Here is a 15,386-nt window from a genome sequence, read left to right as displayed (position 1 = left end):
TCCTCAGACGATCCGCAGTTTCAGGCAGGTCCCGGAAAAGGGGATGCGCAGTCGATAAATTCTTGGGGGCCAGGAGAGACGCAGGCGGGCATCGTCGATATCGATTGCATCGACCTCGATCTCGCCGGCTCCTTCAAGGTCAATGCGGCCGAGACCGTCGAAATGAACGGCGCGGCCGATGAACGGCTCGACGCAGGTCATCAGAGAAAGCACCGCCGGCAGGCCGCCCTCGTGGATATCCACGACCTCGATCTCCTGCCCGCGCCGAAGCGTGACGGTTCGCCGGTAGGATTGTACGCGGGCCTCGACCGGATAGGCGGACGTTATGTCCAGCGATATCCGCGCCTCTTTTTCGGCGAACTCGGCCTGGACATTCCGCGCCGAAAAATCCGCGCCGGCGGCCTGGCCCACACCACCGAAGGTCGGCAGGTTGTGGAAGCCGGACTGCATGGTCCAGATGTCATACCGCTCGGAAGAGAACGTTTTTGCCGTGTAGGTTTCGACGCCAACGTCGATCAGGAACGGCTTGCCGTCCTTATAGACCGTCAGGCTGCCGACATCGTTGTGGTTATGGCTTTCGCCGTTGTTGCCGCCTTTGACGGCGAGCGCAAAGTGGTCGTCGCGGGCAACGAACAGGCCAATTCCCGGATAGAACACATCGCCTGCCGGCTTCGGTTTTCCGCCGACTGCCGGTGCTGTCAGCAGTTCCTGCACCCGGTACCAGAGGTTCCACTCCTCCGGCAGATGTTTATGCTCCGATGACAGCCGGTCGCGCGCGGCAAATGCCGCCAAGACATCAGACCCAACGGCCCTGCCGAAGAGATATTCTCGCGCCGTGCAGGGTTCTATGATGGCGGCGGAATCGGCGAAATTGAAATACCGGCGGCCGGCCACATGCATGTTGACGATATATTCCGCCATATTGCGGATTTTTGGAGCCTTCCAGAGCGGCGTCATCGAAGCCGGCGCCACCGTGTCGAGAATGGCCATCGCCCCGGCCATGCAGAGCGCCGCATGCCGATAATAGACCACTCCCTCCTCGCAGGCCCCGTCCTCCGCGTAATCCTTGATGAAGGCGTCCAGGCTGGAAAGCGCCTTTCCGACGATCTGCCGCCGCAGGTCCTGTTCCGTCTTCAGGGCAAAGGTCGAAAGCAGGACGTTCTGCGTTATCCACGCCGTCCAGTTGTTCATTCGTTCAGTGCCGTTGCCCATCCACCAGAGATGCCGATCGAGATAGGGCGACAATATGCGCACCCGGATTTCCCGCTCGATCCGGGCGACGATCTGCGGGCTGACCTCGTCGAGCCGATCTTTCATCAGAGCTGCCACGGTCGCCAGCAGGGCACCCGTCTCCGCCGCAAACAGATCGATGACCGGCTGCTCCGCATCCGGCAATGCAAACCGCTGCCCGCCTCGTTCGTACGCGTTGTGAGCCGGTAGCTGCCAGCCGCTTTCCTCACAGATCAAAAAGACACCGTCGATGATCGCATCGATGAAACGCCCCGTGCCCTCGAGCAGCTCGGCGAGAACCAGGTCGTTCAACATCCGTCGCCGCGAAAAATACAGCGCTTCAAAGCGCGAGCGGTTGCCGTTCAGCGAATATTCGCGATAGTCAGAAGCTTTGATGACCGACCACGGCCGGCCAAGCGCCGCCTCTGCATCCCGGATGACTGCGGAACGCATATCATCCGAAACGGCATCCCAAGCGGCCCGGTCGCCGATCGGCGCGCCGGGCATGAAGTCCGCCAAAACCGGCGGCAACGACCCGGCGATCTCGCTGAACATCAACCTTCCTCCATGCGACCGATAAACGACCTCATTCGCCACCTATCATACGTATTTTAAGATGACTACAGAATTCATATGATTTATCCATAAATTTGTTTGACCAATGTGAGAGATGTGCTATCCCCTCGGTAGGGAGGCGGCACGCTCGTAAGACAATGGGCGGTCGTGGATGGCCCTTGGGCATCGATCGGAGCATCCTGGTTCGAGGAGGGATAAAGTGTCCATATCGAATTCGACCATCGCCGCAGGTGATGCGCCGGCCGCGTCCCGGCCGTCGACCAAGGTGTTGTCGCGCCGCCGGCGCAAGATACAGAGCGCGTTGGTCGCCTACTCCTTCATCGCCCCGAATTTCCTCGGCTTTGCCGTCTTCACGCTCGGGCCGATCCTGTTCGCCTTCGTGCTGGCGTTCATGCATTGGGACGGCTCCAATGCGATCACCTTCGCCGGCCTCGACAACTTCTGGCGGCTGTTCGAGGACAAGGTCTTCATTGCCGCATTCTGGAACACGATTATCTACACGGTCGTGTCGGTCCCCGCGACGCTCGCCTGTGCGCTTGGCCTGGCAATCCTGCTGAACCAGAAGATCTTCGGGCGCGACTTTTTCCGCACGGCGATGTTCTTTCCGTACGTCGCTTCGCTGGTGGCTGTCGCCGTGGTCTGGAACATGATCTTCAACCCCGAAATGGGGCCGGTGAACATGATCCTCTACACGCTCGGCCTGGACCCCAAGGACATGCCGGGCTGGGCAGCCGACCGGCATTGGGCGATGGTGACGGTCATCCTATTCGGCGTCTGGAAGAGCATGGGTTATTACATGGTCATCTATCTCGCCGGGCTGCAGGGCATCAATTCTGAACTCTACGAGGCGGCCGATCTCGATGGCGCCAGTTCGTGGCAGAAATTTCTCTATGTCACCGTGCCGCAGCTCGGGCCGACGACTTTCTTCGTCACGGTCATGCTGACCATCCAGTCGTTCAAGGTCTTCGATCAGATCTACATGATCACCCAGGGCGGGCCCGGCACCTCGACGCTGGTCCTCGTTTATCACATCTACAACGAAGCCTTCATTTCCTGGGACCTCGGTTACTCCAGCATGATTGCGCTCGTTCTTTTCTTTCTCGTACTGGCGGTCACGGTCGTCCAGTTCCGCCGACAGAGGGAGGATTGATCCGTGAAGATTGCCGGTCGCAAGGTCACCGCCAAGAGCATTGCAGTCTATGCGACGGTCATCGTCATCACCGCCGTGATGCTGATGCCTTTCGCCTGGATGCTGTCAGCTTCGCTGAAGCTCAGCCGCGACGTCTTCGTATTCCCGATCGAGTGGATTCCGTCGCAACCGCAGTGGCAGAACTACGTGGACATCTGGACGAAGATCCCGCTCGGGCTGTTCATCTACAACACATCGAAGCTGACGATCATCGTCACCCTGCTTCAGCTGCTGACGTCGAGTTTTGCGGCCTATGCCTTTGCCAAGCTCGATTTCCCCTACAAGAACACGCTTTTCCTTGGCTATATCGCGACCATTGCCATGCCCTGGCAGGTCTACATGGTGCCGCAGTTCCTGCTGATGCGCGAATTCGGCTTGAACAACACCCATCTGGCGCTGATCTGCCTGCAGGCCTTCACCGCCTTCGGTGTATTCCTCATGCGGCAGTTCTACATGTCGATCCCGACGGAGCTTTGCGAAGCCGCGCGCATCGACGGCATGAACGAATATCAGATCTGGGCGCGCATCATGCTGCCGCTGTCGAAGCCTGCACTTTCGACGCTGACCATCTTCACCTTCGTCACCACCTGGAACGACTTCCTCGGTCCGATGATCTACCTGACCAAGACGGAGCTGAAGACGATCCAGATCGGCCTGCGTATGTTCATCTCGCAATATTCCGCCGAATACGGGCTGATCATGGCGGCATCGGTCGTCGCCCTCATTCCCGTTTTGATCGTCTTCCTGTCGCTGCAGCGCTTCTTCGTCGAAGGCGTCGCTTCGTCGGGCCTCAAGGGTTAATGCCATGAATGCCGTAACGCCGACCGCTCCCCAACCGATCACCGATGCCGAGGTCAAGGCGGCGCTCGATCTTGCCGTCGCCCAGATCCGGCGCAATCTGCCGGCCTTCACCTACGCGTGCCAGAACCATTCCAGCGTCGGCAATTTCTATCCCGCCGTCGAGAACACCCAATGGACCGCAGGTTTCTGGCCGGGAGAAATCTGGCTGGCGTTCGAGCACACCGGCGACAAGGTTTTTCAGCATGCGGCGCAGATCCAGGTGCAGAGCTTCCTGCGCCGGATCGAGAACCGCATCGAGACCGACCACCACGACATGGGCTTTCTCTATTCGCCCTCCTGCATCGCGGCGTGGAAGCTGGTGGGCGATGAGGACGGGCGCAAGGCCGCCATCCTGGCCGCGGACCAGCTTATCGAGCGCTTCCAGCCGATCGGCCAGTTCATCCAGGCCTGGGGCCGCAAGGGTGTCGCGGACGAATACAGATATATCATCGACTGCCTGCTGAACCTGCCGTTGCTCTATTGGGCAAGCCGCGAGACGGGTGATGCGAAATACCGCGACATCGCGCTCATCCATGCCCGCACGACGCTGGCAAATTCGGTCAGGCCGGACAATTCCACCTATCATACGTTCTACATGGATCCGGTTACCGGTGCGCCCGTGCGTGGCGCGACGAAACAGGGCTACAAGGACGACAGCTTCTGGGCGCGCGGGCAGGCCTGGGGCATTGCCGGAATGGCGCTTTCCTATCGCTACGAACCGATCGACGAGTATCGTGACACGTTCGACCGGCTTCTCGATTTCTATCTGAAAAAGCTGCCGGCCGACTTGGTGCCTTACTGGGACCTGGTGTTCTCCGACGGAGATGGCGAGCCGCGCGATAGTTCGTCGGCCTCGATCGTCGCCTGCGGACTGCTCGAAATGGCCGACCTTGTCGAGGCCGATGTCGCCGCGCATTACCGCGAGCTTGCCCGGCGCATGATGAAAAGTCTTTCCGAGCACTACGCGGTCAAGGATCCGGCCATGTCCAACGGCCTTGTCCTCAACGGAACCTATTCGAAAAAATCGCCCTACAACACCTGCCGCGGCGAAGGCGTCGACGAGTGCGTCTCCTGGGGCGACTATTATTACATGGAAGCCCTGACGCGCCTGTCGCGCGCCTGGTCTTCCTATTGGTGAGAGAATCCGATGGCCAGCATTTCACTGAAAAAACTGAACAAGTCCTACGGCGCCCTCACTGTCGTCCATGACATCGATCTGGAGATCGCCGACAAGGAATTCATCATTCTCGTCGGCCCTTCGGGTTGCGGCAAATCGACGACGCTGCGGATGATCGCCGGGCTGGAGGAAATCTCCAGCGGCGAGCTCCAGATCGGCGGCGACCTGATGAACGATGTGCCGTCGAAGGACCGCGACATCGCCATGGTCTTCCAGAACTATGCGCTTTATCCGCATATGACCGTCTACAAGAACATGGCTTTCGGCCTGCAGCTTCGGAAAGTGTCCCGGGATTTCATCGACAGCCAGGTTCAGGACGCCGCAAAAATCCTCGACATCACGCACCTTCTCAACCGCAAGCCGAAGGCTCTGTCCGGCGGCCAGCGCCAGCGCGTCGCGCTCGGCCGTGCCATGGTGCGCAATCCGGCAGTCTTCCTTCTGGACGAACCGCTCTCCAATCTCGACGCCAAGCTTCGCGGCACCATGCGCGCCGAGATCACCAAGCTGCACAAGCGTCTGCATGCCACCTTCATCTACGTCACCCACGACCAGATCGAGGCGATGACCATGGCGGATCGCATCGTAGTGATGAAGGACGGGCATATCCAGCAGGTCGACACGCCGCAGAACCTCTATGATCGTCCGGTCAACATGTTCGTCGCCGGCTTCATCGGGGCACCGCAGATGAACATGATGCCATCCGTGATCGAGCGGCGCGGCGACAGATATTTCGCCGCGTTCGACGGGCGGGAACTGCCATTGCCGGCCCATTTCGACAAAAACCGTATCGCACCCTACGAAGGCCGCGAGCTGATCGTCGGCATCCGGCCCGAGAATTTTCACGAATTGCCGCCGGCCGATATCGCGCCGGAAAACCTGGCGCCCTTCAGCGCCGTCATGGAACTCGCCGAACCGATGGGTTCGGAAATCCATCTCAATATCGTCGCCGGCGGGCGCAGCTTGATCGCGCGCGTGTCGCCACGGTTCAAGGGCGCGATCGGCGACGAGGTCAAGCTGGTCGTCGACACGACCAATATGCAGTTGTTCGACAAGGAAACGGAGCGCTCGATCCTTTATTAGACGAGCGGGAGGAAACGGCCATGCAATGGCTGCGCGACATGTGGACGAAGGAAGGACCGGGCATTCCGAAGAATGCGCCGAAGAAGACCGGTCTTGCCCTTTTCGCCGATACGGTCGCGCGCGAATGGTGGGAGATGGTCAAATTGAACATCCTGTTCATTCTGGCCGCACTCTTCGTCGTCACCATTCCCGCTGCAATCGCTGCGACCGCCCGCGTTTCGGTCGCCTTCGTCGAAGACCGCAACGCCTATCTCCTGCGGGATTTCGTCGAAGCGTTTTTCCGATATTTCTGGCGCGCGACTGCCTGGGGGCTGGCCTTCACCCTTGCCATCGGACTCGGCGTCTATTCGCTAATCACCTATGCGGCGGCCGCCAAAGACAATCTCGTCCTGGCCCTGCCGCTGACGATCGCGCTGATCGCAACGGTTTTCATCGTCGTGGTGGCCTGCCACCTCGTCGTGCTGATGGTGATGCGCGATCTTTCGGCGCCAGTGCTGCTGCGGTTGGCAGCCATCGCATCGGTCGTCCGTCCGCTGCCGGCGCTCGGCGCGCTCGCATTCGTGGCCGCGCTCTGGCTCGCGCATATCGTCTTTTATCCGGTGTCCGTGTTCATGCCGGCCACCCTCAACTTTTCACTCGGAATGTTCGCCGTCACATTCGGCGTCCATCGGGCAGCGGTCATGGTTCTAGCCCTGCCAATGGCAATACAGGCGCATCGCGAACCGCATGCTGGTGACGCTAAACATATCTAATCCAGAGACACTTCAGGGAAGGAGAACGGAAATGTATTTGGGGAAATTCGGGAGATCGGTGAGGTTCGCGATGGCGGGTCTCGCCATGGCGACGTCGATCGCAGGATCGGCATACGCACAGTCGGCCAATGCCGTGACGCTCAAATGGGCGCTGTGGGATTGGGACAAGGTGGCTTATTACAAGCCGCTGATCGCCGCATACCAGGCCAAGAATCCGAACGTCAAGTTCGAGTCCGTGGACCTCGGTTCGCAGGACTACCAGCAGATGATCGCCACGCAGCTCGCGGGCGGCTCCAAGGATATCGACATCGTCACCGTCAAGGACGTTCCGAACTACACGAACCTCGTTCGCGCCGGCTCGATCTCGGACCTCTCGGGCTTCATGACGGAACAGAAGATCGACCCCGCGTCGTTCGGCGGCCTTGTCGACGAACTCAAGATCGACGGCAAGATCTATGCCCTGCCGTTCCGCTCGGATTTCTGGGTCGTCTATTACAACAAGGACATTTTCGACAAGGCCGGGGTTACCTACCCGACCAACGACATGACCTGGGCGCAGTTCGACCAGATCGCCACAAAACTCGCCGGCGGCATGGGCGCGAACAAGACCTACGGGGCACTCTTCCATACATGGCGCTCCACGGTCCAGCTTCCGGGCATCCTCGACGGCAAAAAGACGCTGGCGGGGCCGGATTACGCCTTCCTGAAGCCGTGGTATGAGCGCGCGCTTGCTCTGCAGAAGGCCGGCGTCGTTCCGTCCTATGCGTCGCTGAAGACCTCCAATACCCACTATTCGGCGCTGTTCTTCAACGGCACGATCGGCATGCTGCCGATGGGTACCTGGTTCGTCGGCACCCAGATCGCCAAGGTCGCTTCCGGCGAATCCAAGAGCAAGAACTGGGGGATCGTGAAGTTCCCGCATCCGGATGGCGTTGCAGCAGGCACAACCGCAGCGCAGATTTCCGGTCTTGCGGTCAACACCAACTCCGCTCACAAGGCCGAGGTGCTCGACTTCATCAAGTTCGTCACTGGCCCGGAAGGTGCGGCCATCATCGCCGGCACCGGCACGATCCCGACCGTCCGTACGCCGGAAGTCACCGCCAAGATCGCATCCCTGCCCGGCTTCCCCCAGGATCAGGCGAGCAAGGACGCACTGCAGTCCGGCAAGTCCTTCCTGGAGATGGCCGTCAATCCGAATGCCGCGAAGATCGAGGTTGTTCTCAACCGCGCGCATGACTCGATCATGACCGACAACATCTCCATCGACGACGGCCTGAAGGAAATGACCGACGGCGTGAAGGCGATCAAGTAACAGCCCGACCCGCGGAGGCCAGTCCTCCGCGGGTCTCTCTTTCGATAAAAAATGGTTTGCCCGTGATCTACGACCCAGTCCGAGCCAATCCCCTTTGGGGAAACCCTCTTCTTTCCCGAGACGATCTCGGCAGAGCGGTGCTTGATCTGTTCAGACCGCTTCTCCCCTATTTTTCCGAAGGCGGCGCGCGGGTCCGCCTGAGCGCGACCGGGGCGCATTTCGACCGTGCCGCGGCCGACCTTGAAGGTTTTGCCCGACCGCTCTGGGGAATCGTACCGCTCGCAGCCGGAGGCCATGATTTCCCGCATTGGGACCTCTACCGCCGCGGCCTCGCAAACGGCACCGATCCCTCTCATCCGGAATATTGGGGCGACATTTCCGATCGCGACCAGCGTCAGGTGGAACTGGCGGCAGTGGGTTTTGCGCTTGCCATGGTTCCCGAACACATCTGGGATCCGCTTGGCGAAGCAGAGAAGAAAACCGTCGCAGCCTATCTCCTGTCGGCCCGCGACAAGGAATTCATCGACAACAATTGGAAATTCTTCCGGGTTCTTATCGATCTCGGCCTGACACGCGTCGGCATAAGCTTCGACCGATCCATGACGGAGAAATATCTCGACGAGACCGAGGCCTTCCGGTTGGGCGAAGGCTGGTATCGCGACGGGCCGGTCAAGCGCGTCGATCACTATATCCCCTTCGCCCTGCATTTTTATGCGCTGATCTATTCGGTGCTCGCGAAGGCCGATACTGCGCGGGGTGATGCCTATCGCGAACGTGCCCGCCTATTTGCACAGGATATCCGCCACTGGTTCGGCCCCGACGGCGCCGCGCTCGCCTTCGGGCGCAGCCAGACATACCGGTTTGCCGCCGGCGGCTTCTGGGGCGCATTGGCATTTGCCGGCGTCGAGGCCCTGCCCTGGGCTGAGATCAAGGGCTACTACATGCGCCATATCCGCTGGTGGTCGAAACTTCCGATCGCCGACCGGGACGGGGTGCTGTCGATCGGCTACGGTTATCCCAATCTCCTGATGAGCGAGAGCTACAATTCTGCCGGCTCGCCCTACTGGGCCCTGAAATTCTTCCTGCCGCTGGCTCTCCCCGCCGACCATCCGTTCTGGGTGGCGCAAGAAGCGCCAGCACCCTCCTTTGCGGACCCGGTTCCGCTCAAGGAACCCGGCATGGTCGCCATGCATACGCCCGGCAACGTCGTCGTCCTCGCCTCCGGTCAGCAGCACGACAAGATGCGCGGCGCCCACGAGAAATATTCGAAGTTCGTCTATTCCACCCGCTACGCCTTCAACATCGAGGCCAACGACCGGCATTTCGCGGCGGCAAGTCTTGACGGCATGCTGGGCCTCTCCGACGACGGCACGCATTTCCGCATGCGCGAGACGCTCGAGCAGGCGCTGATCGCCGGCGACAGGCTCTACTCCCGCTGGAAGCCCTGGAGCGACGTCACAGTGGAGACCTGGCTGGCGCCGGCCAATCCCTGGCATCTCCGCATCCACCGCATTGTCACGCCCCGTGCCCTGCAAACGACGGAGGGCGGCTTTGCCATTGAACAGGCGGATTTCCAGGCCGATATCGCCAGCCGAGGCGAAGGCCTGGCGGCGTGGTATGGTCAGACCGACACAAGTGCAATCATCGACCTCTCACCTGCCTTCAGGCGGGACGGCCATGCCATGAGCCCGATCGCCAATACCAATCTCATTCACGCAAAGACGCTTCTTCCCCAGCTCCGTGGCCAGATCGAGGCGGGGACGACGCTGCTTGCCGCAGCGGTCATCGCGCTCCCCAATGCCGAGATGGACCCGGCCTTTCTGCAGTCCGTCCCGGCCTGCCCGGATGTGGCGGAACTGGAGCGGCTGTTCCGTGCGAAAGGAGACGTGGTCCCCGCCTTCGACCTCGCCGGCGGCAAGTAACCGGGTAAGCCACGGTGCTGTGATCCCTGCATCTGAGCTAAACAGCCGCATGCTTTTTCTCAGGTGTCTAAAAATCTGCCGGCCACGCCAAGCCGTCTTGCACCAATCGACCGCGAGGCTAGTGTTGGGTACAAACGACAGCGGAAATCGATGGCAGCCAAGACCACACTCAACGCGAAGAACCTGGAAGCACTCGGCGCGCCGCGCCTGGCCGAATTGCTGATCGAAATCAGCACCGGCAGCGCGGCAAACAAGCGACGGCTTCGCATGGAGCTTGCCGGCAATCACAGCAGCGCCGAGGTCGCGCGCGAAGTGCGCAAGCGGCTCGCAAGCATCGGCCGTTCCCGAACCTTCATAAACTGGCGCAAGGTGAAGGGGCTCAAGACGGACCTGGAAACGCAGCGCAAGACGATCGTCGATGTCGTTGCCCGCGACGATCCGAAGGAGGCCTTGGAGCTTATCTGGCAATTCCTGGCGCTTGCCGATCCTGTGTTCGAGAGATCCGACGACGGCAGCGGCTCGATCATCGAGTGCTTCCACGACGCGTGCGCAGATGCCGGCGCGATCGCGAAGTCTTCAGGCGTCGAGAAGGACGCCCTTGCCGACAAGATCTTCGCAGCGGTGCTGAACAACGGCTATGGCCAGTATGATCCGCTGATTGCGGCTATGGCGCCTGCGCTTGGCGGAGACGGTCTTGAACGACTCAAGGTTCTGTTGGGGCAGTGGTCAAAGGAGCCTGAGGACAAGATCGCCGAGAGCGATCGCCGCGTCATCGGCTGGAGCAGCAATGGGCCGATCTACGAAGACCAGGTCTACGGCAATCACCAGGAACTGCTGGTACGGATCGCCTTGCAGGAAATCGCCGATGCCCAGGGCGACGTGGATGCATATATCGCCCAGCAGCCGGAAAAGACCCGCAGGTCGCCCTTGGTGGCAACGGACATCGCCCGCCGGCTGCTTTCCGCGGGACGAGCCGCCGAAGCGCTCGAAACGCTGGACGCCATCGATGAACGAGGCCATGCCGACACTCCGATCGAATGGCAGCTTGCCCGCAGCGAGGTGCTCGAAGCCCTGGGACGCGCGGACGAAGCCCAGGCGGATCGATGGAAGTGGTTTGAGCACTCGCTGAACGACGTACACTTGCGCGCGTTTATCCGCCGGCTGCCGGACTTCGACGACATGGAGGCCGAAGAAAAGGCGTTCGCCTATGCCCAGGCTTTTCCGGAGGTCCATCGAGCCCTTACTTTTTTCCTGCGCTGGCCAGCGGTTGGCGAGGCGGCCAGGCTCGTGTTGAAGCGCAAGGCGGAACTCGATGGCGATCTCTATGAGCTGATGACGGCGGCAGCGGACGCTCTGGCGCAGAAACACCCACTTGCTGCAACGATCGTCCTGCGTTCGATGATCGACTTCACGCTCGATAGAGCACGGTCGAGCCGCAACCGCTATGCAGCGCAGCATCTTATGGCATGCGCATCGCTTGCCCCGCATGTCGACGATTTCGGCAGCGTCGAATCTCATCACGCGTATGTCGCGGGACTGAAGGACCGGCACGGTAAAAAGCACGGCTTCTGGAGTTTGATAACCTAAGTCACCGGCAGGCGGCCGCCATCGACGGCGTTGACCGTGGCCCGATCGGTATGCGCCGCGCTGGTTCCCTTTGAGTGGGCATCCGATCTTCCTCCTTTCAATCTGTTGAAAAAGGAATACGCCTCGGGCCAGCGCCCGAAACCGCTTGCGATGTTGATGTGTCCCGCAAACCCGATCGTTGTCAGATCGCTGCCCCAGCCACGGACATGGCGTTCGAGATCCGGCATGCTCATATAGGGATCGTTCAGACTGCCTATGACGAGGCTTGGAAAGGGAAGCCGGGCAAGCGGTTCATGCCCGAACTCGATCATGCAGGGATGACGCCGCAAAGTCACTTCCAGGGAGCACGGTGCGACAAGTAAGGCACCGCGTATCTTCTCCGCATTGCCGCGTCCGGCATAGCTCGCCGCCAGCAGGCATCCGAGGCTATGCGCAACGAGGAAGGCGCCTTCCACCACCGAAAGCGCCCTGTCCAGCTCCGCCTGCCAATCCTCGATGACGGGACAGTTCCAATCCTGCTGCTCGACGATCGAGGCGCTGGAGTGCTTCGTTGCCCAATGGCGCTGCCAGTGTCCTTCGGGCGAGCCGTTGAGACCGGGCAGGATCAGGGTCGGGAACATGTAAACCTCCAGGACTTATTGCAACCGCACTGAAGCCAATTTCAGAACACCCTTCCTTCCTTGAGATGCGTGGTCGTACCGTTGAGCAGATAATCGCCGACCACCCTCGACTTATGCAGCAGCGGATTGTGGTTGAGGACAGTGCGGATATTGCGCCAGTGACGGTCGAAATTGTTGTTGCGGGAGGTCGCCGAGCCGCCACCGAGTTCGAACATGCGCTCGGCGCTGCGGGGGCCGAGCTGGCCGAGCACGAGCTGCGTACGTGCCGTCGCCAGCGCGCTTGCGACCAGGGCCTCCTCGATCTCTGCTTCGTCGCCTTTGCCGAAGGCAGCCACGGTCCGATCGAGAGCCACGGCAGCGGCCGCGATGGCCGTATCGATCGCAAAGGAGTTGGCGGCTATCTCGCCGATCACCTGCTGTACGAACGGATCCTGGTTTGCTGTTTCCGCCGCGCTGTGTGCCGCCGAACGCGCCTGCCGGCGCACATAGGCAAGCCCGTCCGTCAGCACGTTGCGAACCGCTCCAGCCGCACTTGCTGCCAGATGCAATTGACGCAGCGTCGAACAATGCCGGCCGACAAGATTGTCGAGACCCCGCGTCGCGAACTCGTGCGGGAATACCTCGACATTTTCCAGAAGAACGCCGCCGCTCGCCGTCAAGCGCTGGCCCATGCCATCCCAGTCGTCGAGGATCTTGATACCCTCGCGATCGACCGGCAGGAGAATACCGACCGTTTGCCCCTCTTCATCCAGAGCGCTGAAAGACGCAAAATCTGCAAAGGCTGTGCCGGTGGCATACCATTTGCGGCCGTTGAGGCGATAAGTGTCGCCTTGGCGCACGATCGTCGTCGTCACCTGCCCCGGCCGTGCGGTTCCCTGCTCCGTATGGGCGCCGCCGAACAGTTTGCCGGCGAGGATCAGCTTGACCGCACTGGCATCCCGCTCCCGTGGTTCGCTGAGGATAACGTTCTCGACATAGTTGAAATGCGAGCGCAGAGCATGCGCCACGTTGGAATCGGCTGCACCGATTGTCGCGATCATTTCGATATAGTCGGTCACCGAGCCGCCCGGTCCGCCAAGTGCTACCGGAATGCGCAAGGTGCCGAGACCCAGTTCGCGAAACAGCCCGAAGGCTTCGAAAGGCAAGTCGCGGTCGAGATCACGCTGCGCGGCGCCCCTGGCGATTTCGGCGGCGAAAGCGGGGACGCGCGCGACAAGCTCCTCGCGCGTCAGGCTTCTGGTGCTCTGCAATTTGGCGATGCTCAAGCGATTGTCTCCGAAAACGCAGAAAAAGGCAGGGGCCGGGAGAAAACCCGGCCGCCTCGATGATCGATCATCCCTCGAGATAGATGTCGGCCCCGTTGCTCCAGAGGTCCTCGACACCGATCTTGAGGTTCTTCACCCGCTTGTCGTAGACGGTGATCACCGAAGGCGTGACGATGTCGAGCGTCGGCAGATCCTGCACGACGAGCTTCTGGAAATCGTTGAACAGTTGCTGCCGCTTCTTCGGATCGACCTCGACGGCGGCAGTCTCAAGCAGGCGGTCGACCTCGGGGTTGAAATATTTCGAGCCGTTGGTGAAGGGCACGCCGGGCTTGAAATTCTTCGACCAGTAGAGCCGCTGGACACCGACCGTCGGATCGTAAAGGTTGCTCATACCTTCGATGGCGATGTCGAAATCGCGATCGGTGAAGATCCGCTTCACGAAGGACGCGAAGTCCTGGCTGCGAAGCTCAACCTTGATGCCGACCTTACCGAGCGCCTGGGCGAAATATTCAGCCGTCTGCTTGGGAGGACCAGACGGCTGGGTCGGATCGATGAAGAGCTTGAAGCGGAACCCGTCGGCGCCGCGCTTATAACCGGCTTCATCCAGGAGTTGGTTCGCCTTTGCCGGATTGAACTCGTATTTCGGCAGATCGGGATTGTAGAATTTCGCGAGGTCCGGGCTCACCGGCCCGTCGAGCCGCGTCGCGTAACCGAGATAGACCGTGTTGACGATGAAATCCTTGTCCACCGCATGGGCGATCGCGTGACGCACTTTGATGTCGGCGAGATATTTGTTTTCCAGGTTGAACTCGGCGCGGGCAATGCTCGGCGAATAGGCGGCCGGCGTGGTGTCGACGACCAGGTTCGGATTGGCCTTCAGGCGGTCGATATCCGTCAGCGGCAGATTGGCGGTCGAGACTTGCACTTCACCGGTTTCGATCGCCGCCACAGCAGCGGCCGGATCGATGATGAAGCGGAAGATGATCTGGTCGAGATAAGGCTTCGGCGAGCCCCAGTAATCTTCGTTGCGAACGAAGAGCGCATGGCTGCCGCGCACCCACTCGACGAATTTGTAGGGTCCCGTGCCGACCGGCGCAACGTTGTGCGGGTTTTCGGCAACCTTCGTGCCTTCGTAGAGATGCTTCGGCACGATCGGCGCCTCGAAGCTGGCGAAGGCGCTGAGGAGATAGGGCGCCGGCTTGGACAGAAGGAGCTCGACCTCATGGGAGTTGAGCACGTTGGCTTTCTGGACAGAGGCGAAAGTCGCCCGACCGCGTGGATGGTTTTCCTTCAGTGCGAGAATGGAAAAGGCCACGTCCTCGGCGGTGAAATCCTTGCCGTCGTGCCACCGCACGCCCTGCCTGAGCTTGAACCAGTAGCGCAGGCCATCCTCGCTGACTTTCCATTCGGTCGCCAGAAGCGGCTGCGGGTTGAAACTGCGGTCATAGGTCAAGAGGCTCTCGGTCGCCTTGCCGCTGATGTAATAGGCGGCACCCGCGCTATGGGCGATGAGCACCAGAACCGGAGGCTCGGTGCCGATATTGATCGAAACGCTGCCGCCGCGCGGTGTCTCGTCCTGTGCCTGGGACATATGCGGAACGGCGGCCGCAGCCGCAAGCGCCACAGTGGAAAGCAGGAAGGCGCGGCGTGTCGGCGTCAGCACACGAGCGGTTTTGATCGTCATGAAATATCCCCCAAAGCAGCCATTCATCAAGCAGGAACGACCTGGATTTCGTCCAACACCCGATCGAGCGTGGTTACTTTGAGAATATAAAATCTACTAACTTTATCGAGATACTGGATTTCTAAAGCGATATGGAGAAATGGAAAAAGGCG

General features: G+C 60.5%; 12 protein-coding genes. 8 read left to right on the top strand and 4 right to left on the bottom strand.

Annotated features, from left to right (window positions below; genetic code table 11):
- Positions 1-3: 3 nt before the first annotated feature.
- Entirely contained in the window at positions 4-1,785 is a 1,782-nt protein-coding gene (locus MOV63_RS01715; protein ID WP_247031244.1) for a heparinase II/III family protein, read from the bottom strand.
- Positions 1,786-1,957: 172 nt separating this feature from the next.
- On the opposite strand from MOV63_RS01715, the gene MOV63_RS01710 reads away from it, so the two are divergent.
- From MOV63_RS01710 to MOV63_RS01675, 8 genes are all read left to right on the top strand, one after another.
- The gene (locus tag MOV63_RS01710; RefSeq protein WP_247031243.1) at positions 1,958-2,956 is read left to right on the top strand and encodes a carbohydrate ABC transporter permease; all 999 of its coding nucleotides are present in this window, start codon (positions 1,958-1,960) and stop codon (positions 2,954-2,956) included.
- Positions 2,957-2,959: 3 nt separating this feature from the next.
- Positions 2,960-3,796 carry a carbohydrate ABC transporter permease gene (locus MOV63_RS01705; RefSeq protein ID WP_040125532.1) on the top strand — a complete coding sequence of 279 codons (837 nt, stop codon included), beginning with the start codon at positions 2,960-2,962 and terminating at the stop codon, positions 3,794-3,796.
- Positions 3,797-3,800: 4 nt separating this feature from the next.
- Complete coding sequence (locus MOV63_RS01700; RefSeq protein WP_247031242.1) at positions 3,801-4,973, top strand: glycoside hydrolase family 88 protein; 1,173 nt, start codon at positions 3,801-3,803, stop codon at positions 4,971-4,973.
- 9 nt (positions 4,974-4,982) lie between these two features.
- Entirely contained in the window at positions 4,983-6,092 is a 1,110-nt protein-coding gene (locus tag MOV63_RS01695) for an ABC transporter ATP-binding protein (protein ID WP_247031241.1), read from the top strand.
- A 20-nt stretch (positions 6,093-6,112) separates the two neighbouring features.
- Positions 6,113-6,844 (top strand): DUF624 domain-containing protein, encoded by a 732-nt coding sequence (locus tag MOV63_RS01690; RefSeq protein WP_247031240.1) that lies wholly within the window; start codon positions 6,113-6,115, stop codon positions 6,842-6,844.
- A gap of 31 nt (positions 6,845-6,875) precedes the next feature.
- Entirely contained in the window at positions 6,876-8,156 is a 1,281-nt protein-coding gene (locus tag MOV63_RS01685) for a sugar ABC transporter substrate-binding protein (RefSeq protein ID WP_247031239.1), read from the top strand.
- 62 nt (positions 8,157-8,218) lie between these two features.
- Positions 8,219-10,078: a DUF2264 domain-containing protein gene (locus MOV63_RS01680; RefSeq protein ID WP_247031238.1), complete on the top strand. Its 1,860-nt coding sequence runs from the start codon at positions 8,219-8,221 to the stop codon at positions 10,076-10,078.
- Between the two features lie 150 nt (positions 10,079-10,228).
- A complete protein-coding gene (locus MOV63_RS01675; RefSeq protein WP_247031237.1) occupies positions 10,229-11,665 on the top strand; it encodes a DUF6880 family protein in 1,437 nt (478 codons plus the stop codon).
- Here the strand turns inward: MOV63_RS01675 and MOV63_RS01670 are convergent.
- The 3 genes from MOV63_RS01670 to MOV63_RS01660 form a co-directional block, all read right to left on the bottom strand.
- Positions 11,662-12,285, bottom strand: a complete 624-nt coding sequence (locus tag MOV63_RS01670; RefSeq protein WP_247031236.1) for an alpha/beta hydrolase — start codon at positions 12,283-12,285, stop codon at positions 11,662-11,664. The genes MOV63_RS01675 and MOV63_RS01670 overlap by 4 nt on opposite strands.
- Positions 12,286-12,326: 41 nt before the next feature.
- Positions 12,327-13,550, bottom strand: coding sequence for an acyl-CoA dehydrogenase family protein (locus MOV63_RS01665; RefSeq protein WP_247031235.1), 1,224 nt, complete (start codon positions 13,548-13,550; stop codon positions 12,327-12,329).
- 67 nt (positions 13,551-13,617) lie between these two features.
- Positions 13,618-15,234 (bottom strand): ABC transporter substrate-binding protein, encoded by a 1,617-nt coding sequence (locus tag MOV63_RS01660; RefSeq protein WP_247031234.1) that lies wholly within the window; start codon positions 15,232-15,234, stop codon positions 13,618-13,620.
- Between the last annotated feature and the right edge of the window lie 152 nt (positions 15,235-15,386).

Source organism: Neorhizobium sp. SHOUNA12A, from assembly GCF_023006505.1.
Taxonomy (GTDB): Bacteria; Pseudomonadota; Alphaproteobacteria; order Rhizobiales; family Rhizobiaceae; genus Neorhizobium.
Note: the sequence above shows the minus strand (reverse complement) of the source record. Positions and strands in the feature narration are given on the sequence as shown.